Here is a 23,739-nt window from a genome sequence, read left to right on the forward strand (position 1 = left end):
GAGTAGTGTTCAATCTTTAGAATAGCAATTTGAGACCGTTCTGAATAAGATAAGTGTTTTCCCTTACGTGCTGATGTGTTATCGTTAGAGTGCGTCATGTGAATTCATCCTGTCTATTGAGAGTTAGCGGTAACTTCAATATAACATGAAATTCACATGGCGTTTTTTATATGTTAGCCTAAGCGGCTAACTTCATTATAAAATCCAGCGTTTTGATTAAATAGTGGAAAGGTATCTCTAAAATATAATTGAACTGAATTAAATGAGTTTTAAGGAACAGACGTTAGCAGGAATAAGGAGATTAATCTTTCGGTTGATGGTATTCGGTAGATTAAATGATTTGATTTTTATTGACTGATGCGTCATAAATAGATTCAATTGCTTTTTTTAATGCGCTATTAAATTCTTTTTCTGACTGGCCAACCCGTAAATCTTGAGATAATGCTCTTGAAAAACTGGCAATCATACCTTCATTATTTTTCAGTTTTTCGTTGGCTTCCTCACGAGAATATCCACCTGATAATGCAACAACACGAACCACTCGAGGGTGTTCTATTGCTTCTTTATAAAGATTTGCAACATCAGGAAGGGTAAGTTTTAATATAACATTATAATCGTCAGATAACTTGTTTAAATGATTCATGATTTCTTCTTTCAGTAGGGTTTCTGCTTCTTCTTTTTCTTTGCTATGGATATCAATTTCTGGTTCAATAATAGGAACTAAGCCGGCATCCATGATTTTTTTAGCAATCTCAAACTGTTGGTCAAGGATCTCTCTGATTCCTTCTGGATTAGCTTTATGAATGACAGAACGCATTTTAGTACCAAAAATATTGCGCTGATTCGCACGTTCCAGCATGTTTTCCAGATTAGAAATCGGATTCATCATCTGGACACCCTTAGCGATATCTGCTAAACCTTTATCCACTTTCAAGAAAGGTATGATTCCTTTTTCTTTTACTAGATAGTCTGCAGTATATTTGCCTTCAATTTTACTATCCATCGTTTGCTCGAATAAAATGGCTCCCAGTATAAAGTTGGAATCAAATGCTGGGGCTGTAATGACGCGTGTACGCATTTCATGAATAAGATCAAACATATCATCTTCAGTTTCAAAGGCATTATCTGTCACTCCGTAGGCAGCTAGGGCTTTAGGTGTGCTGCCACCGCTTTGATCTAGGGCAGCTATGAAACCTTTACCTTTTGACATTTTCTCAAAATGATTTGCTTTCATTTATGTTCTCTCCTTTATATTTTTTAAAGTCAAATGCTGAAAAGAAAAATCTCCTAATGTTATTTTATCACTAGTAAGCAAAATCATGTAGCAATGCACATTCTAGTGAATAGGATAAGAAAGACGTTGTTGGTTGAAATAAGTCCGACAAATTTAAAATGAGAGGTTGAAATTTGTGCTTAAACTGTGCAACTTTTCATGAGAGAAAGGATATAGATACAAGTATCTATATCAAAACAGACACTTGTATGTAACACAGTACATAATTGTAACTTTTTTTTAATGTTAACCTTTATGTTTTAGGAAAATATGTTATACTAACAAGTGTTTTATTAAATAAATTGAGGAGAGGTATGAATGAATAGCGATAATATAAATTATGCTGAAATTACAATTAGTGCAGTTTCTCCTTCTCAATATCCAGAAGATGGCTTACCAGAAATCGTAATAGCAGGACGTTCTAATGTAGGGAAATCGTCATTTATAAATACAATGGTTAATCGAAAAAACTTGGCACGCACATCCGGTAAACCCGGAAAAACACGGACCTTGAATTTTTTTGATATTGAAAAAGAACTCTTTTTCGTTGATGTTCCCGGTTATGGTTATGCAAAAGCTTCTAATGCAGAACAGGAAAAATGGGGACACATGATGGAGGATTACTTCGCGACAAGAGAAGAACTTGTTTTGGGTATATTGCTCATCGATTTTAGGCACCAACCATCAGAACATGATATGTTGATGTATGATTTTTATAAACACTACAATGTACCGGTGTTTATCGTGGCTACAAAATCAGATAAGATTAAAAAGTCAAAACATAATAAATACGAAAGTATTATTAGGACAACTCTCAATATAGACCCTGCTGATAAGTTTTTCACCTTTTCTTCATTTACGAAGGAAGGACGTCAAGAAGTTTGGGATGCTATATTAGCTCACTTACCAAAGGATGATAGTGCATGAAACTAATTATGTATGGTGTGAATCGAAATACTGTGTCTTGTGATGACGTTCATAAGTATAGTCTAAACAAAGCGATGCGTCTTAGTCATTTAAATGATATAAGCACATTTGACGGAGTAGTTGAGCTGTTATTGGTTGCGACCAATAACAGAAATGAATATTATCTATATGTTGATGAAAAAACCTTTAAACATGGTGATTTATTAAGATATTTATCTCGGCATACTGGAAAACCGTTAGAAGAGATTATTTTGGAGACGTATAGCATGTTTAACGATGATGTCACCAAGCACTTATTTGATTTGACGAGTATTTTAGATGAAACACCAGAATCCATTAATTTTTTGGAACAAGCACTTTACGAGAGTATGGCATATGGAACCATTGGAAATGTTTTGTTCGAATTGTTTAATGCGGCCATAGATTTTTCATTATCACTTTATGATAAAGAGTCTTTATATCCTTTGATAAACGGAGAAGCGCCGAAAGCTATTCAAAAGCTAAGAAGTCACTATCCTGAAAAAAAAGATATCAATTATCTTATCATTGGTAATAATGAAATAATCACTCAATTGATGAAGTATCTAATTAGAGAATCTGGATCTTATTTAACCTTTCTTGAGAGAAATGAAAAATCCAGAGAGCTGATTAAAAATATTGACAACTGGTTAGCCTTAACGAATAATTTTGCATGGAAAAACCATATCCAATCTGTCGATTTAGGTCAACTTGTTTATCGACTGTCGAAAGCAGATGTTGTGATTATTGGTTCAAGCATAAAAAACGCCTGGTTATCAAATGAATTATTAGAAGACATGTATGAAATGAGACCAACTGCAAAAAGACAACTTATATTAGATTTAAGTGGCGCTCAGGATGAAACAGTTTTTTCTAACTATCCAACGCTGAGCTATACTCAAATTAATGATACTGTTGGGAGCGGTTATTCAAATGAAAAAATGGAAGTCGCTAAATCTTTTTATGATGAGTATTTAACAAATCAGACGAATGATTTCATGATAAAATTCTATGAAATCGCCGAAGAGAAAATTACTCATATGCATGTAAATAAAGATGCCAATCATAATATAAGTTACGAAAAAAAAATAAGTTATAAGGTTTGATAAGCATCATAAACCTTATGACTTATTTTTATAATGAGTGTCAGAGAGAGAACCCTCAGTTTTAACTGAGAGATGAATCTTGTTTAAGACACCTGATTTGGGTATGATATTTATAGTAGCTAAAGACGCTACCCAAGTCTGGACCGACTAAAACAAGCTGAATATTGGCTCTGGATGAGCCTTGGAAAACTAGTCTAAACTGCTGTCTACAAGTTGAAATGCTACGCGGACAAGTCATGGCTGTTCCCAGAAGCTCGGTACTTCGGTGCCGATGCAGTTCACAGTAAATCCAATTAGATATCAACTGTCATTTAGTGTAAAATGAATAGATGACAGTTGAGTGTTTTATAGAAAGAAGGAATATAAGTGTCAATGTTTTTAGATCAAGTTAAAGTAAGTGTAAAGGCCGGCAGTGGTGGAGATGGCATGGTGACTTTCAGACGAGAAAAATATATTCCTGACGGTGGACCGGCAGGCGGAGATGGTGGAGCAGGCGGAGACGTCATTTTCATCGTAGATGAAGGATTAAGAACGCTGATGGACTTCCGTTATAATCGTCATTTTAAAGCGAAACATGGCGAAAACGGCATGTCGAAAGGTATGCATGGTAGAGGAGCAAAAGATTTATACGTGAAAGTTCCCCCAGGCACAATTGTTAAAGATGCTGTCACAGGGACTATGTATGCAGACTTAACAGATAACGGGCAAAAAGCAGTAATCGTTAAAGGTGGACGCGGAGGTAGAGGCAACATCCGGTTTGCATCACCTAGTAATCCTGCACCTGAAATAGCAGAAAACGGTGAACCCGGAGAAGACAGAGAAATTGAACTGGAATTAAAAGTGTTGGCAGACGTAGGCTTAATAGGCTTTCCTTCTGTTGGGAAATCAACGTTATTATCTGTTGTTTCTGCAGCACGTCCTAAGATCGGAGCATATCATTTCACAACGCTTGTACCGAATCTAGGAATGGTTAATACAGAAGATGGTAGAAGTTTCGTTTTGGCAGATATGCCTGGGTTAATTGAGGGTGCATCGCAAGGTGTCGGTTTAGGGATCGAATTCTTAAGACATATTGAAAGAACGCGCGTATTGTTACATGTGATAGATATGAGTGGGGTTGAAGGCAGAAGTCCTATTGACGATTACTTTACAATTAATGAAGAATTGGAACAGTATGACTTGAAATTACGTGAACGTCCTCAGTTAGTCATCGCCAACAAAATGGATATGCCTAAATCTGAAGAAAATCTTGCGAAATTTAAAAAAGAACTAGAAAAAGCAAACGAAGATGTAGAAGTTTTTGAAGTATCTGCACTTACTCAAAAAGGCTTGAATACTGTCATGTCTCGCACCGTAGATTTACTGGAAACAACACCAGAATTTCCAATGTATGAAGACGAAACAGACAAAGAAGAAAGAGTTTTATATAAATTCATACCAGAAAATAAAAATTATTCAATCACGAGAGAACCTGATGGTACATGGGTTATAGCTGGAGAGAAAATTGAAAAATTATATAAAATGACTAACTTCCAATTTGATGAATCTGTTATGCGCTTTGCACGCCAACTTAGAGGGATGGGTATTGATCAAGCTCTTAGAGACCGTGGTGCAGAAAATGGCGATATAGTAAGAATAGATGATTATGAGTTCAATTTTGTAGAATAAAAGAAGTAAAGGATTGGCATATGGAATTATTATTTTTAGGAACAGGATCAGGGGTCCCCGCTAAGCATCGAAATGTCTCAAGCATGATGTTGAAGTTATTGGATGAAAGAAATGCTACGTGGTTATTCGATTGTGGAGAAGCAACCCAGCAGCAAATATTGAATACGACTATAAAGCCAAGAAAAATCGAAAAAATATTTATTACACATATGCATGGTGATCATATTTTTGGTCTTCCGGGTCTTTTAAGTAGTCGGGCATTTCAAGGTGGAGAGTCACCCATAACAATTTATGGTCCTAAAGGAATTAAACAGTATGTAACCATGTCTTTAAAACTTTCACAATCTCATATTAGATATGGCATTCGGTTTGTTGAAATTGAAAATGAAGGGATAATCTTTGAGGACAGTCAGTTTGTGGTTACAACTAAACGATTGCAACATGGTATTCCTTCATTTGGATATAGAATTGTTGAGAAAGATCGAGAAGGAGAACTCATGGCTGATAAACTTCAAGCCATTGGGGTTCCTTTTGGACCTATGTTCGGTAAATTAAAAAAAGGTGAAACGATCGTATTAGAAGATGGCCAAGAAATCAACGGTGAAAACTTCGTTGGTCCTAAACAAAAAGGTCGGATCGTTACAATTCTTGGCGATACTAAATTCAGCTTGAAGAGTGTCGAGCTAGCAGAAAATGCTGATGTACTGGTTCATGAAAGTACTTTTATTCATTCCGATATGGAATTAGCGCATAGTTACAATCATTCTACAAACCTTGAAGCTGTTGCAGTTGCACAAAAAGCCAAGGCTTCAAAACTTTTATTGACACATATTAGTGCAAGATACCTCTATGCTGATAGTAAATTAATGCAGAAAGAAGCACAAAACCTCTTTCCAAATGCATTCGTGATGAGTGATTTTACTGAAGTTTCTATTCCATTAAAAGAGACGAGGAATTAGATGAAATCATTAAAAGATAAAGTTGTCTGGGTCACTGGTGCTTCATCGGGCATAGGTGAAGCGCTTGCCTATGGTCTAGCCCGTAAAGGAGCTACCCTGATACTCAGTGCAAGACGAAAAGATCAGTTAGAGCGGGTCAAAAAAGAATGTGTAGATCGATATGGTGTAAATGTCATCGTCTGTCCCTTAGATGTTTCTAATTTGAGTGAAATAGATCGCGTCGTTGATGTCCTTTATTCAAAACTTAATAAAATAGATGTATTGATAAATAATGCGGGTTATGGTCTTTCAGAGAAATTCATTGATTGTGATTTTTCTGAAGTTGAAAACATGTTCAAAGTTAATGTTTTAGGCTTGATGTACTTATCCCAATGTGTGGCTAGAAATATGGCAAAGCATGAATCCGGTCATATTATCAATGTTGCTTCAATTGCCGGTAAAGTTGCGACACCAAAGTCAGCAGTTTATTCATCAACTAAGTTTGCAGTATTAGGATTTAGTAACGCGCTAAGATTAGAACTCAAGGAGCACAATATTCAGGTTACAACTATAAATCCTGGCCCCGTTGATACCGCATTTTTTGATAAATTCGATCCAGAAGGCAGCTATCTCGAAAAAGTAGAATCTTTAGTTTTAACGCCTGAAGTAGTAGCTGAAAAAACAATTAAAGTAATTGGCACCAATAAAAGGGAAGTCAACTTGCCAGTAATGTTGGAATTCTCATCAAGATTTTATTCATTGTTTCCTTCAATTGGCGATTTTTTTATTGAGCATTTATTTGATAAGAAATGATATATATTAATGTAATAAATACGAACTATATGTTATTCTTAATTATAACAAATGATGTATAGGAGGAATATTCAATGAAAAAACAATGGAGTATGGTTGGGGCAATTGTATTATTCTTAGGTGTCGCTATTTTATCTGTATTAAATGTTGATCCTGTTCCAGTCAATTTTGGATTTGCTGTAGTTGAGTGGCCATTAATCGTTATTATTTTTGTGTCAGTCTTACTTGGGGCGTTAATTGCGACGCTTCTATCAACGTATAAGATGTTTGCAGATCAACGTAAGAGTAACCATCAAAAATCCGATAGTTCTTCAAGGACATCTGAAACACCGTCTAAAAGAAAAACACGTTCAGGTAAAAAAGAACTTGATAAAGTTCAGAATGACAAAGTTGATACAGAGTCGCAATCAAAAAACGATGATATATTGTAATATAATAGCCTGTCAATTTAAGTAGGGGGTAAAAGTATGAATGATAATAAAATTGCTATTCTAACTGATTCGGGTTCGGATGTACCTCAAGAGATAAAAGAAAAATACAATGTAAAAGTAATCCCATTAAAAATAATTTTTAACGATGGTGAATATATTGATAAGGTAACCATTACGGCTGAAGAAGTTTATCAGCGTATGGATAAAGAAATTCCAAAAACTTCTTTGCCTGACGGTGAAACGATCAAAGAGATGTTTGATGGAATCAAAGCTGAAGGTTACGAAAAAGTTTTAGCTATTACTATATCAAGTGGTCTAAGTGGGACCAATAATATGGTTCGTGTGGTTGCTGAGCAATATGACGGATTAGATATATTCGTTCTAGATACAAAAAATATTGGTATTGCTTCTGGATTTACAGTTGCCGAAGCAGCATTGCAAGTGGACCGTGGTGTAGATTGGGAAACCTTGAAAGTGAATTTGACAGAAGGTATCGAAAAAGCGAAAGTCTTTTTCTATGTGCCTACATTGGAATATTTGCAAAAAGGTGGAAGAATCGGTTTAGTTCAATCTGTTGTTGGAAGCATGATGAATTTGAAACCAATTATTACCTGTAACGAGGAAGGTATTTATCATACTGTTGCTAAAGTTAGAGGTAAAACTAAATCAATCAAAAAAACAATTGATTTAGTTGAAGATTTTGCCAAAGGTTCCGAGAAATATAATCTAGCTATTGCCTATGGTGGTGAAACAGCCCGTGAAGAGGCTGAAGATATTCGTGAAGAAATGAAAATTAAATTACCAAATTACGAACATTTCTTTTATGATCAAATAAGTCCTGCCTTAGGTGTTCATACCGGACCCGGATTAATCGGTATTGGCGTTCAAATACTTGATTAATATTGGCTAACTTAAAATTTAAACAAGATACAATAAAGTCTTCCTTTATTGTATCTTGTTTTTTGTTATAATTAAGCTCTGTGAGTAATACGAGGAGTGACAGGATGCAAAATAGTAAAACGTTATGGAAATATGATGAACAAACAGACGAATCATTAATTGAAAAATTAGCACTCGAACTAGATAAATCGAAAACATTTATACGTTTATGCGCTAAAAGAGGTTTATATACTAAAGAGGCTATTCTAGATTTCGTTGAGCCTAACATAGACTGGCTCGATGATCCTTTCTTATTTTTTGACATGGAAAAAGCTGTGGATCGAATAAAAAGAGCTGTGTCCAACGATGAAAAAATAACTATCTATGGTGATTACGACGCTGACGGTGTAACAAGTACGGCTATTTTATACGAGGCGGTTGAACTGCTAGGAGGTCAAGTCGATTATTTTATTCCAAACCGATTTAAAGAGGGGTATGGTCCAAATGTGGACGCATTTGATCAGCTCATAAACAATGGAACGCAGTTAATTGTAACTGTTGATAACGGCATTTCGGGACACGAGGCTATTTTGCATGCTCAAGCTAGAGATGTAGATGTTATTGTGACTGACCACCATGAATGTCCACAAGAGCTACCAAATGCATATGCCATCGTTCACCCGAGGCATCCGAAGCAGCACTATTCTACACCGGACTTATCGGGTGCTGGAGTAAGCATGAAAGTCGCGCATGCACTACTTGGTGAATGTCCAGCTGATTTTTTAGAGTTAGCAGCTATCGGCACAATCGCTGACCTTGTTTCGTTAAAAAAAGAAAACAGAGCGATAGCCTATTTTGGATTAAAAGCTTTGAAACAGACACAGCGTTTAGGCTTACTTGCATTAATGCAAGTTTCTGACATAAAACCTGAAACGATTGATGAGGAAACGATCGGCTTTAAACTTGCGCCACCGATCAATGCTGTCGGTCGTTTAGGAGATGCTTCTTTAGTCGTCGATTTATTGACAACTTTTGATGAAGAAAAAGCATTCAAGTTGAGTAAAGAAATATTATTGAAGAATGAAGAGAGAAAAGAAATCGTTGGAAAAATCACCGAAGAAGCACTAGAAATGGCAAAAACAAAACAGTCACAATCTTTCTTAGTTTTAGCCAAAAAGAATTGGCATGAGGGTGTATTAGGAATTGTTGCTAGTAAAATTACAGAACAATTCCATAAACCTGTACTGGTCTTAACTATAAACGAGTCGGAAGATAAGATAAAAGGATCCGGGCGAAGTATTGATGGGTTCAATCTTTATGAGTGTGTCAATGAATTCAGAGACAACCTTCAAAGCTTTGGTGGTCACGAAAAGGCTTGTGGCGTGAGCTTAGATTTTGGTTATTTAGGGGAATTTACTGATGAGGTCAATAGGAAAGCAGAGAAAAGCTTGAACAAACTGCCTAGTGAAAAAGTATTTAGAGTCGATGCTAAAATAGAGTGGGATGAAATTGACACACAACTGGTGGAAGAAATTGATTTGCTGAGACCGTTTGGTCAAGAGAATACAAAACCGTTATTTGAAATCGAGTCTGTTTTGCCGGAGAATTCTAAAAAAATCGGTGCCAATCAAACACACTTTAAGGCGACCTTAACTAGGGATAATAAGCAAATGGACATGATTGCATTTAATAGTGCAGATTGGTCTGACATACTCAAATCATCTCCTGAAATAGATATCATCGGTTATATCTCGATCAATGAGTGGAATGGTTTCAGAAAAGTGCAACTGCAAGCCCTAGATTACAACTCGAATGAACCATTGATTATTGATCAGCGGAAAAGTACGATTCAAGAAGAAATGTTTAGGACATCAAATGTTCATTTTGTATTTTTCCAATCGATTGTTGCCAAACGTTGGATACCGAGAGTGGATAAGCAATCTACTTATCAAATTTTCGAAGCGAAAGCTGAGTTACTGGATATTCCTTCGGGTATGCCCGTCATAGTAGTAGATACCCCTGAGGATATTAGAGATTTCAAACAAATTTATCAGACGTATCAATCACAACCGATGTATTTATATTTTCATTCACCCAATGACTACTATATGAAGGGGATGCCTAAAAAGCATCAATTTCAAAAGTTGTACAAATGGTTGATAACAAAACAGGAAATAGTATTGGCGCAAGACACTAAACAAATGGTCAAGAGTATGCATTTAGATAAAGATACGATAAAATTTATGTTGATGGTGTTTTTAGAGAACGAATTTGTTATAATAGAAGATGGGAAGTTGAGCATCGTGTCTCATCCAGCTAAGAAAAATTTGGAAGATACGATAACTTATAAGAAAAGATTAGAGCAAATAGAGGCTGAAGAAATTCTCGTCTATAGTTCTTTCAAAGAGTTGCTTGCTTACCTGAAAAATAAATGATGAACGATTCAAATGATGGAGGAAGACAAATGGATTTTAAGAAGTATATCGCTGACGTTCCTGATTTTCCAGAAGAAGGCATTATATTTAGAGATATTTCACCTTTAATGGCTGACGGAAAAGTATACAAAGCTGCTACTGATAGAATTGTTGAATATGCTAAAGGTAAAGGTGTTGACATGATTGTTGGTCCTGAAGCCAGAGGCTTTATCGTTGGATGCCCTGTCGCTTATGAATTAGAAATAGGTTTTTCTCCCTGCAGAAAAAAAGGGAAATTACCAAGAGACACCATTGAAGTAGGTTATGGACTAGAATACGGTAATGACGTTTTACAACTGCACAAAGATTCCATTGAACCTGGACAAAGAGTTTTAATAACTGACGACTTACTTGCTACAGGTGGAACGATAGCTGCGACGATCAAACTCGTGGAAAAACTTGGTGGAATAGTTGTCGGTGCTGCATTCTTTATTGAATTGGAAGATTTAAAAGGTCGAGATAAAATTAAAGGCTATGACATTTTCACATTAATGACATATTGATACTAAAAAAGCCGTCTTCCATATGGAGGTCGGCTTTTTCGGATTGTCATTCAAATAAAATGATTTAAAAAATGTGACTTCTATAAAGCGAAATGACTTTACCTAAAATTTTGACATGATTAAGTAAGATTGGATCCATTGTTTCGTTTTCCGGTTGTAACCGGATATGATTATCTTCCTTGAAGAACCGTTTGCAGGTAGCTTCATCTTCATCGGTCATAGCGATGACAATGTCCCCATTATTTGCAGATGCTTGTTTGCGGATAATAACCTGATCACCATCTAAAATACCGGCATCCATCATACTGTCACCACGTATGGTCAACATGAAGAGGTTACCTTTCTCTATTTCCAAATCGGTAGGAATAGGAAAGTAATCTGTGGCTTCTTCGATAGCTAAAATCGGTTCGCCGGCCGTCACGATTCCCAGAAGTGGAATCTTATCCTCGTCCAAATTAATACCCAGTTTATCTAAACCCTCAGCAGTGAATTCAATTGCTCGAGGTTTTGAAGGGTCCCGTATGATATATCCGTTCTTTTCTAATCGTGCTAAGTGACCGTGAACTGTAGAGGTAGACGACAGTGCCGTGGCTTCTCCGATTTCTCGAACAGTAGGCGGGTAACCCTTCTTTTTTACTTGTTTATGGATGAAATTCAAAATTTCTAGTTGTTTCTCACCTTTACGCCCTCGTGTACTCATACTAAAACCCTCTCTATAATATGTTCAGTAAATGGAACAGCTGTTCTGTATTTTATTAAAGTATAGCACAGTGTAGGCATCAAATCAAACGAATGTTCGAAGAACAAAATGAAGAGAAACGAATGAGAATTTTATCTAAAACTACCACTTTTTAATGACTAATGGTATGATGAGTAATGTGAGACATAACTTACCTGAAATGAAATAAGGGGGATAATATGTTAGAAAAACAAAAGCTTGACCGTATTAATGAATTAGTAAGAAAAGAAAGAAATGACGGATTATCAGCAGAAGAGAAACAAGAACAAAAAGGCTTGAGAGAAGAATATATTAAAGCTTTTCGTTCTGGGATGCGAAACCATATAGAAGGCTTGAAAATAGTCGATCCAGATGGCACTGATGTGACACCTGATAAAGTTAAAGAGATTCAAAAAGAAAAAGGGATTCATAACCGCGACTAAGTACTCGTGGATTCTTAAAATGATAGAGTTTACATTGTAATGAAAGGTCAATAATAGTACAATAGTATAGAAAGTTTAAAATTTAAACAAACGAAAGGATTGAAGTTCATTGTTCAATAAAACTGATCAAATGGCAGTAGATACAATTCGTACATTGAGTATGGATGGCGTACAGAAAGCAAATTCAGGTCACCCAGGATTACCTATGGGGGCGGCACCTATGGCGTATACACTATGGACACGTCACTTAAATGTTAATCCAAAAAACCCTAAATGGTTTGATCGTGACCGTTTCGTCTTAAGTGCAGGTCATGGTTCTATGTTACTTTACAGTTTATTGCATTTATCTGGTTACGATGTAAGCATTGATGATCTTAAAAATTTCCGTCAGTTAGATGGAAATACACCGGGACATCCAGAAGTACATGTTACAGATGGAGTAGAAGCAACAACGGGACCTTTAGGCCAAGGCTTTGCAAATGCTGTTGGAATGGCAATGGCTGAAGCGCATTTGTCTGCAACGTACAACAAAGATAACTACAATCTTGTAGATCATTATACTTATGGTTTGTGTGGCGATGGCGACTTGATGGAAGGTGTTTCTCAAGAAGCAGCTTCATTAGCAGGACATCTTAAACTTGGTAAATTGGTCATGTTATATGATTCCAACGATATCTCTTTAGACGGACCTACATCCAAAGCGTTCACTGAAAATGTTGGGCAGCGTTTTGAAGCATATGGCTGGGAACATATCTTGGTTCAAGATGGCAATGACTTAGAAGCTATCGACAATGCAATCAAACAAGCAAAAGAAACAACGGACAGACCAACTTTGATCGAAGTTAAAACAATTATAGGTTTTGGTGCTCCTAACGAAGGAACACATAATGTTCACGGCGCACCGCTTGGTCCAGAAGGTGTCGAAGCAGCTAAAAAGGCTTACGGATGGGAAGGTGAAGACTTCTACGTTCCAAAAGAAGTAAGTGATCATTTCAACGAATACATGGTTGAAAAAGGACAAAACCTTGAAAAAGCATGGAATACTTTAGTTGAAAACTATAAAAATGATTATTCTGATTTAGGTAAGAAGTTTGAATTGGCATTATCTGGAGATTTACCAGAAAATTGGGATGACTCATTACTTTCTTATTCTGAAGAAGATGGTGCATCTGCAACGCGTGCGTCAAGTGGTCAAATGATCAATGCAATAGCTAAAGCTGTACCTAATTTATGGGGTGGAGCTGCCGACTTATCAAGTTCAAACAAAACAATGATCGACGGCGAAAAAGATTTCCAACCTGGACAATATGAAGGCCGTAACATTTGGTATGGTGTCAGAGAATTCGCAATGGCAGCTGCTATGAACGGAATTATACTACACGGCGGAACAAAAACTTATGCGGCAACATTCTTCGTGTTTACTGACTATCTCAGACCAGCCGTCCGTTTAGCTGCACTTTCAAAAATCCCAGCTATATATGTGATGACACATGATTCTGTAGCTGTTGGTGAAGATGGTCCTACTCATGAACCTGTTGAACAACTTTCAAGTTTCCGTGGCATGCACAACTTAACTGTTTTACGTCCTGCAGACGGTAACGAAGTGGCAGCTGCGTGGGAAATTGCTTTAACATCTAAAGATAGACCGACAATGCTAGTATTTTCTCGTCAAAATCTTCCAGTGTTAGCTGGATCTAAAGAATTGGCTAGAGAAAATGTCAAAAAAGGTGCGTATGTCCTTTCACCTGCAGATAAAGAAACGCCGGATGGCATCTTGATCGCTACTGGATCTGAAGTGTCCTTGGCAGTCAAAGCTCAAAAAGAATTGAAAGCTCAGGGACATGATGTTTCTGTCGTTTCAATGCCAAGCTTCGACTTGTTCGAAAATCAATCAGAAGAATATAAAGAATCAGTTCTTCCAAGTACTGTTTCAAATCGTATAGCCATTGAAATGGGCTCATCATTCGGATGGCATAGATATGTTAAAAATGATGGCAAAGTTATGGCAATTGATAAATTCGGAGCAAGTGGTAACGGGGATGCAGTTGTGGAAGCATATGGCTTTACAACAAAAAATGTTGTGAACACATATTTATCACTAAACAACTAAACAACTAAATGAATTGAACGATTAATTATTAAACATGAAACTTCCTTTCAATTATTATGTTGAAAGGAAGTTTTTTAAGATAGACGTATTGATTTGTAAGAATAAATTGACTAAATTGTATTTATAGGTTTATTTTTACTCGTTGATTGTGTAAAATAGTTCAGTGAGCAGTTTTATTCGTATATATAAAACGAGCGACAAGGTTTTTACTAGTAACGGTTGAGAGGAGTGAATATATATGAATACAGGATTAGCTATATTATTAATCGTTTTAGCTTTAATTGGTGGACTTGTTGGAGGCTTTTTCGTTGCAAGAAAATATATGATGGATTATTTCGAAAAAAATCCTCCTATTGATGAAAACATGCTACGCATGATGATGATGCAAATGGGACAGAAGCCTTCTGAAAGAAAAATCAATCAGATGCTAAGTCAAATGAAGACACAACAAACGAATGCTAAAAAGAAAAAGAAAAAGAAATAGCACTTGAAAATAGATAAACAGCGGACAGTAATCCTGTCCGCTAATTCTTAACACAACATGACATATTGTCACATTGTGTTAAAGGTTGTCAAAAAGAGAATGTAAATTGTGGGAGATTAGAATAATGGACATATTTAAACGATTAGGATGGTTTTTTAAAAAAGAAAAGAAATCTTATTTAATAGGTGTTGCAGGGTTATTAATTGTAGCGATTTTGCAACTTATACCACCACGTATTATTGGTATTGTTGTCGATGAGATAGAAACAGAAACGCTGACGCAACAATCTTTGCTTCAGTGGTTAATCATTTTAACTTCAACAGCAATCATACAATACCTTTTGAGATACATGTGGCGCGTTAGGATTTGGGGAAATGCAGCCAAGTTAGAACAGATCGTCAGAAGGCAACTTTATAATCATTTCACAAATATGGATAATGTTTTTTTTCAAAAATATAGAGCAGGAGATCTGATGGCTCATGCAACGAATGACTTGAGAGGTCTGCGTATGGTTGCGGGCGGCGGAATTCTCACTATGGCTGATGCAATAAGTGTCGGATTAACGACACTTATTGCAATGATGTTCATAGTCGATTTAAGATTAACTTTAATCGCCGTCATTCCTTTACCGTTTTTAGCACTCACATCTCGCTTATTGGGTAGACGACTGCATCTGCGTTTTAAAGATGCTCAAGCTGCTTTTTCTCAGTTAAATGATAAAGTACAGGAAAGTATTCAGGGAATCAAAGTAATCAAGACTTTTGGTCAAGAAAAAGAAGATGTCGATGAGTTTATCCATCAAACAGATAATGTTGTTCAAAAAAATAAATCAGTGTACAAAATCGACTCTCTTTTTGATCCAGCTATTACCTTTATAATGGGAATTTCTTATTTCTTGACAATTCTTGTAGGTGGGTTGCTTATCACGGATAATGAAATCTCGATCGGAGATTTTATAACATTCATAAGCTATATTGGTATGCTGGTATGGCCAATGTTTGCAATCGGCAGACTATTTAATATTATTGAACGTGGTTCAGCGAGTTATGACCGAATTGAAAATTTATTAAGAGAAGATACCGCGATCAACGAACGACAAGGTGCGTTCGAAGAACCTGTTTCTGGAACTTTGAGATTTGATATCGAATCGTTTAGCTATCCAGATGACGAAATGGTCGCATTACATCATGTTAAATTTAATATTGATCAAGGACAAACATTAGGTATCGTAGGTAAGACGGGTGCGGGTAAGACAACTATCATGAAATTGTTGCTTCGCGAGTATGATACCTATAAAGGTTCAATTCATTACGGTGGTTATGATATCAAAGATTATACCTTAGATGCACTGCTCAAGCGAGTTGGTTACGTACCGCAGGACAATTATCTTTTCTCTAATACGATTCGTGAGAACATTCGTTTTGCAGATCCAACTGTTCCTCAAGAAGTAGTAGAAGCAGCAGCAAAATTGGCAGATATTCATCAAGATATTCTGGACCTCCCTGAAGGCTACGATACTAAAGTTGGCGAACGTGGTGTTTCACTATCGGGAGGCCAAAAACAACGGATTTCCATTGCACGCGCAATACTTATTAATCCTGAATTGATGATTCTGGATGACTCGCTGTCAGCTGTTGATGCTAAAACGGAAGAGATCATTTTGTCAGGCTTAAAAGCAATTCGTCAGAATCAGACAACAATTATTGCCGCCCACCGAATCAGTTCTGTTATGCATGCTGAAGAGATCGTTGTCATTAAAGAAGGTACGATTGTCGAACGAGGAAGGCATCATGATTTACTGGAACAGGGTGGCTGGTATAAAGAGATGTATGAACAGCAGCAACTTGAACGTAAATTGGAAGGAGAGGATTACTAATTATGGAACAGAAAGAATTATCAGTTAGACGATCCATACCTTTCAAAGAACAGATGGTTGTCTTGAAACGAATTATGAAATTTGGAAAACCTTATAGAAAACAATTTGCCTTAGCTATACTTTTTAGTTTGGCATTGGCGATTTCAACTGCCGCTTTACCCCGTATCATTCAATTATTCATTGATAATCATTTAACAACCGGAGATGTAACTCTTCAAATCATTCTGATGTTTGCAGGACTACACTTCGGTGTCACGCTGATTCGTTTAACGGTCTGGTATTTCGAGCTATACATTTTCAATATGGCCTCAGAAAGAACGGTCCGGAATATACGTAATCAATTATTCGAGAAATTGCACAAACTAGGGATGCGCTTTTTCGATCAGACATCAACAGGGTGGATAATTACCCGTGTAACCAACGACACAGAAGCTATGAAAGATTTCTGGCATGTGTTTTTGGCCATCATGCAAGGAGTCTTTGGTGTTGTTATTTCATTAGGGGCTATGTTTTTACTTGATGTGACGGTAACACTATGGATTTTGATGTTTGCACCTTTATTGCTGGTTATTGTTCGTATCTATCAAGTTTATAGCTCAAAAACGTATAATGATATGAAATCAAAAATGAGCCTGTTGAATACCAAGTTAGCGGAAACCATTAATGGTATTTCAATCATTCAACAATTTCGTCAAGAAAAGCGTCTACAAAAAGAGTTCGAAGAGACCAATCAGTCTTACTTTGATTCGCGTTTTTCAATGATAAAAATTAATGCATTGTTGTTAAGTCCAGTAATCAATCTACTTTATACTTTATCAATTGTTGTCATCTTGGCTATCTTTGGTACAGAGTCGTTAGCCGGACCTGTGGAAATCGGGATTATTTATGCCTTTACATCATATGCAAATAACTTTTTCAAGCCGTTAACACAATTGATGGATAGTATGAGCTTATTCCAAGAGGGTATTGTCTCAAGTAGCCGTATTTTAATAGTTATGGACAATGAAGAATATGCACCCGCTCAGCTAGATAATAAAGATGCACACATAGTGGACGGGAAAATCGAATTCAAAAATGTATCATTCTCCTATGACGGTAAAAATAATGTCTTGAAAAACATTTCTTTCACTGTTAATCCTGGAGAAACAATTGCTCTGGTGGGACACACTGGTAGTGGGAAATCTTCTGTCATTAATGTTTTAATGCGCTTTTATGATTTCCAAGAAGGAGAAGTCTTTATTGATGGGAAATCTATCAAAGAGTTCCCGATGAGAGAATTGCGTAGACGCACGGGATTAGTTCTCCAAGATTCGTTCCTCTTCTACGGGACAATAAAAGATAATATCCGATTACTCAATGATTCAATCACTGATAGAGAAATCATCGAGGCTGCGCGTTTTGTTCAAGCAGATAAGTTTATTGAAGAGCTTCCAGGTCAGTATGATGCAAGAGTAGTTGAACGTGGAGCTAGCTTCTCAAGTGGCCAAAAACAATTGATTTCATTCGCAAGTACAATTGTAAGAGATCCAAAAATTCTTATTTTAGATGAAGCAACGGCTAATATCGATACTGAAACCGAAGCGCTTATCCAAGAAGGTTTGGAACGCATGAGGAAAGGCCGTACAACGGTGGCTATTGCGCATAGATTGTCAACGATTAGAGATGCTGATCAGATTTTAGTGTTAGATGATGGACACATCGTCGAAAGAGGCTCACATGATGAACTCATTGAACGTGGTGGCCAATATAAAGATATGTACGAATTACAAAATCTAGGCATACAGTCTAAATAACAGATAACAATAGATACGAAAAATAGTGGAAAAATCATCCGTTGATGATTTTTCCACTATTTTTATGCTGTCAACAATTCATGCTCACATCGTTTTTATCCTTGCTTGGTCGTTAAGAACCATTAAAATAGCAGTACAGGCTGGAACTTTTGTTCCAGCCTGTACTGCTATAATCAGCTAAATGATTAAAAAAATTTTTTCCATCGATTATTCGTCTAACTGTTCAAAAGCTGTTTGAATCTTTTCAGAGTAATAAGCATTTGTATCTTTCACGCCTTCGACTTTTCGTTCCACGTAGAAAGCTTCACCGATGCGAACGGTTGCTTTTTTTCGTTTGATTAAGTCTTTAAAGGTTAGCGGACCACTGTAGACGGCAGGAACGATCGGTTTTTTACTCATTTTTGCTATTGTTACTGCTCCGCCTTTTAATTCGTTGGAATGCCTTGTTCCCGTGGGGAATATAACTAAACCCAACTCACTTTCTTTAAGAGACTTTACAGGTGTTTTTATTGCACTGGGACCAGGATTGTTTCTATCTACTGGAAAAGCGTTCAAATTAGTGAGAAACCAACCGATTATCGGATTTTTGAATAATTCTTTTTTTGCCATAACGCTGAATTGTTTAGGTGATGCGGCCAGCACGAGATAAAGTGGATCTATCCACGAGCGGTGAGGGGCTATTAAAATATAATTTTCATCTTGAGGTAAATTTTCTTTACCAATAAAATTAGGTTTACCATTTAAAATCCAAACTACCAAAAGCACCAGGCTACGTACTACTGAAAAAAACATATTAGTCACTTCCTTTTTTTCACTTCTTTTATTAGTATGCGGTAGGAGTTGAAAATTAGCAAGATATTATTATCTGATTATTGCATTTAATTATATTTTATAGTACAATTAATAACGGTGCATAAAGCACTAATTTTACACCTTAGTTGATGCTCTGAATGGTGCTCCAAATACCATGGAGTGTTCAGGCAGATGAAACTAAGGGAGGAAAATACAAACCAAATGGAGGAATGACAAAATGGCAGTAGTATCAATGAAACAATTATTAGAATCAGGGGTGCATTTTGGACACCAAACAAGACGTTGGAATCCAAAAATGAAACCTTTTATCTTCACAGAAAGAAACGGCATTTACATTATTGACTTACAAAAAACGGTTAAGTTAATCGATAAAGCTTACAACTATGTACGTGAAGTTGCTGAAGATGGCGGAGTTGTTCTTTTTGTAGGTACAAAAAAACAAGCTCAAGATGCAATTAAAGAAGAAGCTGTTAGAGCTGGCGCTTACTATATCAACCATCGTTGGTTGGGTGGAACGTTAACTAACTGGGACACAATCCAAAAACGTATTAAACGCTTGAAACAATTAGAAAAAATGGAAGAAGACGGAACATTCGAAGTCTTACCTAAAAAAGAAGTTGGATTATTAATCAAAGAACGTGATCGCTTAGATAAATTCTTAGGCGGAATCAAAGATATGCCTAGAAAACCAGACGTATTGTTCATTGTAGACCCACGTAAAGAACACATTGCAGTTAAAGAAGCACAAAAATTAAACATTCCTATCGTAGCAATGGTAGATACTAACTGTGATCCAGATGAGATCGATGTAATTATCCCTTCAAACGACGATGCTATTCGTGCAGTTAAATTATTAACTAAAACAATCGCTGATGCTGTTATCGAAGGTAACCAGGGAGAAGAAGGCTTTGAAGAAGAAGCTAAATCTGATTCTTTAGATGAAATTGTTGAAGTTGTAGAAGGCGACAACGAATAATTTAAACTTACAGGTTAGAACCATAATCTACTGAGGAGGAAAAAGTATAGTGGCAAATATTAAAGCAGCTCAAGTTAAAGCATTACGTGATAAAACAGGCGTAGGTATGATGGATGCGAAGAAAGCGTTAGTGGAAACTGATGGCGATATGGACGCAGCTATTGATTTTCTAAGAGAAAAAGGCGTTTCTAAAGCAGCTAAAAAAGCTGACCGCATTGCGGCTGAAGGCTTATCAAACGTTTATGTTGAAGGGAATATAGCAGCTATTGCTGAAATCAACTCTGAAACAGACTTCGTGTCTAAAAACGATAAATTCCAAAATATAGTTAAAGGCATAACTAAAACGGTCGCTAGCAACAAGCCGGCTTCTGTTGAAGATGCTTTACAATTAGACATGAACGGCGAAATGATTCAAGATATAATCACTGAAGCTATGACCACGATTGGTGAAAAAATCACTTTCCGTCGTTTTGCAGTATTAGAAAAAACAGATAACGATGTATTTGGCGATTACGAACATATGGGCGGACGCATCGGTGTCTTAGCTATTGTTGAAGGAACTGACAACGTCGAAGTTGCACGTAACGTAGCTATGCACGTTGCAGCAATCAATCCTAAATATATTACACGTGAAGACGTTGCTCAAGAAGACAGAGATCACGAATTAAACGTATTGACTGAACAAGCATTAAATGAAGGCAAACCAGCAAACATCGTTGAGAAAATGGTTCAAGGACGTTTGAATAAATGGTTAGCAGAAGTTAGCCTAGTTGACCAACCTTACGTTAAAAATCCTGACGTAACAGTTGGACAATACTTGAAAGAACATAGCGCTTCAATTAAAGCCTTTATCCGTTACGAAGTAGGAGAAGGAATTGAAAAACGTTCTGAAGACTTCGCTGCTGAAGTACAAAGTCAATTAGGTAAATAATTAAACGTTGAAAAAGCAGGGATAGTTCACTATTCCTGCTTTTTTTTATAGTAATATAGGAACAAAGGGTATGATTTTTTTAATGACGCTACACTTTAAATGTGGTAAAATTACTATTGTATGAATGATGGAGGGAAAGATTTTATGGATGAACCGAAGTATAAACGTATTATATTAAAAATAAGCGGAGAAGCGCTTGCTGGTGATGTTGGATTTGGTATACAACCACCAACCATTCACAAAATTTGTCAAGAGATCAAAGAAGTTCATGAATTAGGTGTCGAAATAGCTATTGTTGTTGGCGGTGGCAATATCTGGCGCGGTCAAGTTGGCGCAGAGATGGGTATGGAACGTTCTCAGGCAGATTATATGGGCATGATCGCTACCATCATGAATGGGTTAGCTTTGCAGGATTCATTAGAAAACATAGGGGTTCCGACTCGTGTACAAACTTCGATCGAAATGCGTCAAGTTGCTGAACCTTATATTAGAAGAAGAGCAATTAGACATTTAGAAAAAGGTAGAGTTGTCATCTTTGCAGGTGGGACAGGTAGTCCGTATTTCTCTACAGACACAACGGCTGCACTGAGAGCTGCAGAAATGCAGGCGGATGTCATCATGATGGCAAAAAACAATGTTGACGGTGTTTATTCTGCCGATCCAAACATTGATGCAAATGCTGTGAAATATGATGAATTGACTTATTTAGATATTATCAATAATTCATTGCAAGTCATGGATATAACCGCTTCATCATTAAGTATGGATAACGATATCCCTCTAGTAGTATTTAAGTTGAATGAAACAGGAAACATTAAGCGTGTTGTTCTTGGCGAACCAATAGGAACAACTGTCAGGAGGAGCAAGTAATGACGAAAGTAATCTTAAAAGAAACACAAGAAAGAATGAAAAAAGCGGAGCAATCTTATGTAAGAGAGTTGGGCAGTATCAGAGCGGGCCGTGCCAATCCAAGTTTGTTGAATCGTGTAAACATTGATTATTATGGCGCACCAACACCTATTAATCAGGTAGCACAGATTTCAGTTCCGGAAGCACGCGTATTGCTCATCACACCCTTCGATAAAAGTATTTTGGGTGATTTAGAAAAAGCTATTAACCAGTCAGATATTGGTATTCCGCCTTCAAATGATGGTAATGTTATTCGCTTAATCGTTCCTGCATTAACAGAAGAACGACGTAAGGAAATTGCAAAACAGGTCGGCAAAGAAGCTGAGAATGCTAAAGTCGCAATCAGAAATATTCGTCGTGACGAAATGGATTCACTTAAAAAAGCTGAAAAAGCCGGAGATTTAACAGAAGATGATTTACGTGAGTATGAAGAAGAAGTTCAAAAATTGACAAACGCTAGTGTTAAAGCTGTCGATAAATTGTCTGAAGAAAAAGAGAAAGAAATTTTAGAAGGTTAAAAAAGTAAGGAGAGTAGCACAGGGAAACTTAACGGAATGCCTCTTTGAGGTATCATTCTCTAAGTTTATGAGCTTACTCTCCTTTTTCTTGATAAAATATTATAGTTTATCTATGATGTATTTATTAACAAGTTTGGTGACAATCGTTGTCACAACAATACTTATGATATACTTTCGCAAACGTCTCACGTGGGCGTTCCTCCCTCAAGAATCTTTGATTAATTATATTAATTCTACATATAGTATAGCAAATAACCAGTAAGTGATAAACTATATTGATTCGACTATTTTTTATAATATGGAATTGTTATGGCAATTCATGTATATTTTTACTACAATAGAAGAGATGTCACAGACTTTAGGAGGGTAAGGTGTAGCTTAAACACCGCCAAATATGAATGAACAAGAGAATAATAGTCCAAATCATGTAGCGATCATCATGGATGGGAATGGACGATGGGCTCAAAAACAAGGGAAACCAAGAAAATTTGGACACGAAGAAGGCATGGAAGCTATTCGTAGAGTAACGATGCGAGCGAGTGAGAGAGGTGTAAAAGTCCTTACCTTGTATGCTTTTTCTACAGAAAACTGGAAACGACCTCCTCAAGAAGTCCACTTCTTAATGCAATTACCCATTCTTTTTTTTGATCGGTTTGTACCTGAACTTCAAGAAGAGAATGTTAAAGTAAATATGATAGGATTTGAAGACAAAGTCCCCAAGTCTACAAAAAAAGCAATCAGCAAAGCAATGGATCAAACAAAAGAAAATACAGGAATGGTGCTGAATTTCGCTTTTAATTACGGCGGACGTGCTGAAATCACTAAAGCAACGCAAGCTCTTTGCAGAAAAGTTTTAAACAATGAAATTTCCTGTGATGATATAACAGAAGCACTCATAGAAGAACATTTATTTACACGTTCGATAGCACCTTATCAAGAGGTTGATTTACTCATAAGAAGTAGTGGAGAACAACGATTAAGTAACTTTTTACTTTGGCAAAATGCCTACAGTGAATTTTATTTTACGGATTTATTATGGCCCGATTTTAATGAAGAAGTCTTTGATCATATTATTGCAGAATATCAGAAAAGACAAAGACGTTATGGTGCCATCTAATTTACAGAAAGTTGAGGACAG

At 36.5% G+C, this 23,739-nt stretch carries 22 protein-coding genes; 19 read left to right on the forward strand and 3 right to left on the reverse strand.

Going from position 1 to position 23,739, the window contains the following annotated elements:
- Positions 1-331: 331 nt before the first annotated feature.
- Positions 332-1,234, reverse strand: a complete 903-nt coding sequence (locus AX762_RS03360) for a fructose bisphosphate aldolase (RefSeq protein WP_071847753.1) — start codon at positions 1,232-1,234, stop codon at positions 332-334.
- Positions 1,235-1,591: 357 nt separating this feature from the next.
- On the opposite strand from AX762_RS03360, the gene yihA reads away from it, so the two are divergent.
- The 9 genes from yihA to AX762_RS03405 all read left to right on the forward strand — a co-directional run bounded on the left by yihA (position 1,592) and on the right by AX762_RS03405 (position 11,030).
- Positions 1,592-2,200: a ribosome biogenesis GTP-binding protein YihA/YsxC gene (yihA, locus tag AX762_RS03365; protein ID WP_071847754.1), complete on the forward strand. Its 609-nt coding sequence runs from the start codon at positions 1,592-1,594 to the stop codon at positions 2,198-2,200.
- Positions 2,197-3,324 carry a hypothetical protein gene (locus tag AX762_RS03370; RefSeq protein WP_071847755.1) on the forward strand — a complete coding sequence of 376 codons (1,128 nt, stop codon included), beginning with the start codon at positions 2,197-2,199 and terminating at the stop codon, positions 3,322-3,324. The genes yihA and AX762_RS03370 overlap by 4 nt, the downstream gene beginning before the upstream one ends.
- Before the next feature lie 372 nt (positions 3,325-3,696).
- On the forward strand, positions 3,697-4,992 hold the full coding sequence (obgE, locus tag AX762_RS03375) for a GTPase ObgE (RefSeq protein WP_143139277.1): 1,296 nt from the start codon (positions 3,697-3,699) through the stop codon (positions 4,990-4,992).
- Positions 4,993-5,012: 20 nt separating this feature from the next.
- Positions 5,013-5,951: a ribonuclease Z gene (gene rnz / locus AX762_RS03380; RefSeq protein ID WP_071847757.1), complete on the forward strand. Its 939-nt coding sequence runs from the start codon at positions 5,013-5,015 to the stop codon at positions 5,949-5,951.
- Positions 5,952-6,743 carry an SDR family oxidoreductase gene (locus AX762_RS03385; protein ID WP_071847758.1) on the forward strand — a complete coding sequence of 264 codons (792 nt, stop codon included), beginning with the start codon at positions 5,952-5,954 and terminating at the stop codon, positions 6,741-6,743. It abuts the gene before it with no gap.
- Positions 6,744-6,817: 74 nt separating this feature from the next.
- Complete coding sequence (locus tag AX762_RS03390; protein ID WP_071847759.1) at positions 6,818-7,174, forward strand: lipopolysaccharide assembly LapA domain-containing protein; 357 nt, start codon at positions 6,818-6,820, stop codon at positions 7,172-7,174.
- Between the two features lie 36 nt (positions 7,175-7,210).
- Positions 7,211-8,074, forward strand: a complete 864-nt coding sequence (locus AX762_RS03395) for a DegV family protein (RefSeq protein WP_071847760.1) — start codon at positions 7,211-7,213, stop codon at positions 8,072-8,074.
- Positions 8,075-8,178: 104 nt separating this feature from the next.
- The gene (gene recJ / locus AX762_RS03400; protein ID WP_071847761.1) at positions 8,179-10,488 is read left to right on the forward strand and encodes a single-stranded-DNA-specific exonuclease RecJ; all 2,310 of its coding nucleotides are present in this window, start codon (positions 8,179-8,181) and stop codon (positions 10,486-10,488) included.
- Positions 10,489-10,517: 29 nt separating this feature from the next.
- A complete protein-coding gene (locus tag AX762_RS03405) occupies positions 10,518-11,030 on the forward strand; it encodes an adenine phosphoribosyltransferase (RefSeq protein WP_071847762.1) in 513 nt (170 codons plus the stop codon).
- A 64-nt stretch (positions 11,031-11,094) separates the two neighbouring features.
- Here AX762_RS03405 and lexA read toward each other — a convergent pair whose 3' ends face one another.
- Positions 11,095-11,730, reverse strand: coding sequence for a transcriptional repressor LexA (lexA, locus tag AX762_RS03410; RefSeq protein WP_071847763.1), 636 nt, complete (start codon positions 11,728-11,730; stop codon positions 11,095-11,097).
- Between the two features lie 218 nt (positions 11,731-11,948).
- On the opposite strand from lexA, the gene AX762_RS03415 reads away from it, so the two are divergent.
- The 5 genes from AX762_RS03415 (at position 11,949) to AX762_RS03435 (ending at position 18,454) form a co-directional block, all read left to right on the forward strand.
- On the forward strand, positions 11,949-12,191 hold the full coding sequence (locus AX762_RS03415; RefSeq protein WP_071847764.1) for a DUF896 family protein: 243 nt from the start codon (positions 11,949-11,951) through the stop codon (positions 12,189-12,191).
- Between the two features lie 109 nt (positions 12,192-12,300).
- Positions 12,301-14,301, forward strand: a complete 2,001-nt coding sequence (tkt, locus tag AX762_RS03420; protein ID WP_071847765.1) for a transketolase — start codon at positions 12,301-12,303, stop codon at positions 14,299-14,301.
- A gap of 238 nt (positions 14,302-14,539) precedes the next feature.
- Positions 14,540-14,785 (forward strand): YneF family protein, encoded by a 246-nt coding sequence (locus AX762_RS03425; protein ID WP_071847766.1) that lies wholly within the window; start codon positions 14,540-14,542, stop codon positions 14,783-14,785.
- A 124-nt stretch (positions 14,786-14,909) separates the two neighbouring features.
- Positions 14,910-16,661, forward strand: a complete 1,752-nt coding sequence (locus AX762_RS03430; protein ID WP_071847767.1) for an ABC transporter ATP-binding protein — start codon at positions 14,910-14,912, stop codon at positions 16,659-16,661.
- 2 nt (positions 16,662-16,663) lie between these two features.
- A complete protein-coding gene (locus tag AX762_RS03435) occupies positions 16,664-18,454 on the forward strand; it encodes an ABC transporter ATP-binding protein (protein WP_071847768.1) in 1,791 nt (596 codons plus the stop codon).
- A 207-nt stretch (positions 18,455-18,661) separates the two neighbouring features.
- Here the strand turns inward: AX762_RS03435 and AX762_RS03440 are convergent, their stop codons facing one another.
- On the reverse strand, positions 18,662-19,246 hold the full coding sequence (locus AX762_RS03440) for a 1-acyl-sn-glycerol-3-phosphate acyltransferase (RefSeq protein WP_071847769.1): 585 nt from the start codon (positions 19,244-19,246) through the stop codon (positions 18,662-18,664).
- Positions 19,247-19,484: 238 nt separating this feature from the next.
- Between AX762_RS03440 and rpsB the strand changes: the two genes are divergently transcribed.
- The 5 genes from rpsB (at position 19,485) to AX762_RS03465 (ending at position 23,718) form a co-directional block, all read left to right on the forward strand.
- Positions 19,485-20,243, forward strand: a complete 759-nt coding sequence (gene rpsB / locus AX762_RS03445; RefSeq protein WP_071847770.1) for a 30S ribosomal protein S2 — start codon at positions 19,485-19,487, stop codon at positions 20,241-20,243.
- Positions 20,244-20,292: 49 nt separating this feature from the next.
- Positions 20,293-21,174 carry a translation elongation factor Ts gene (gene tsf, locus AX762_RS03450; RefSeq protein WP_071847771.1) on the forward strand — a complete coding sequence of 294 codons (882 nt, stop codon included), beginning with the start codon at positions 20,293-20,295 and terminating at the stop codon, positions 21,172-21,174.
- 144 nt (positions 21,175-21,318) lie between these two features.
- On the forward strand, positions 21,319-22,044 hold the full coding sequence (gene pyrH, locus AX762_RS03455) for a UMP kinase (protein WP_071847772.1): 726 nt from the start codon (positions 21,319-21,321) through the stop codon (positions 22,042-22,044).
- Entirely contained in the window at positions 22,044-22,601 is a 558-nt protein-coding gene (frr, locus tag AX762_RS03460) for a ribosome recycling factor (RefSeq protein WP_071847773.1), read from the forward strand. The genes pyrH and frr overlap by 1 nt, the downstream gene beginning before the upstream one ends.
- A gap of 394 nt (positions 22,602-22,995) precedes the next feature.
- On the forward strand, positions 22,996-23,718 hold the full coding sequence (locus tag AX762_RS03465) for an isoprenyl transferase (protein WP_071847774.1): 723 nt from the start codon (positions 22,996-22,998) through the stop codon (positions 23,716-23,718).
- Positions 23,719-23,739: the final 21 nt, after the last annotated feature.

The sequence above is a fragment of the Alkalibacterium sp. 20 genome (assembly GCF_001885615.1).
Lineage (GTDB): Bacteria > Bacillota > Bacilli > Lactobacillales > Carnobacteriaceae_A > Alkalibacterium.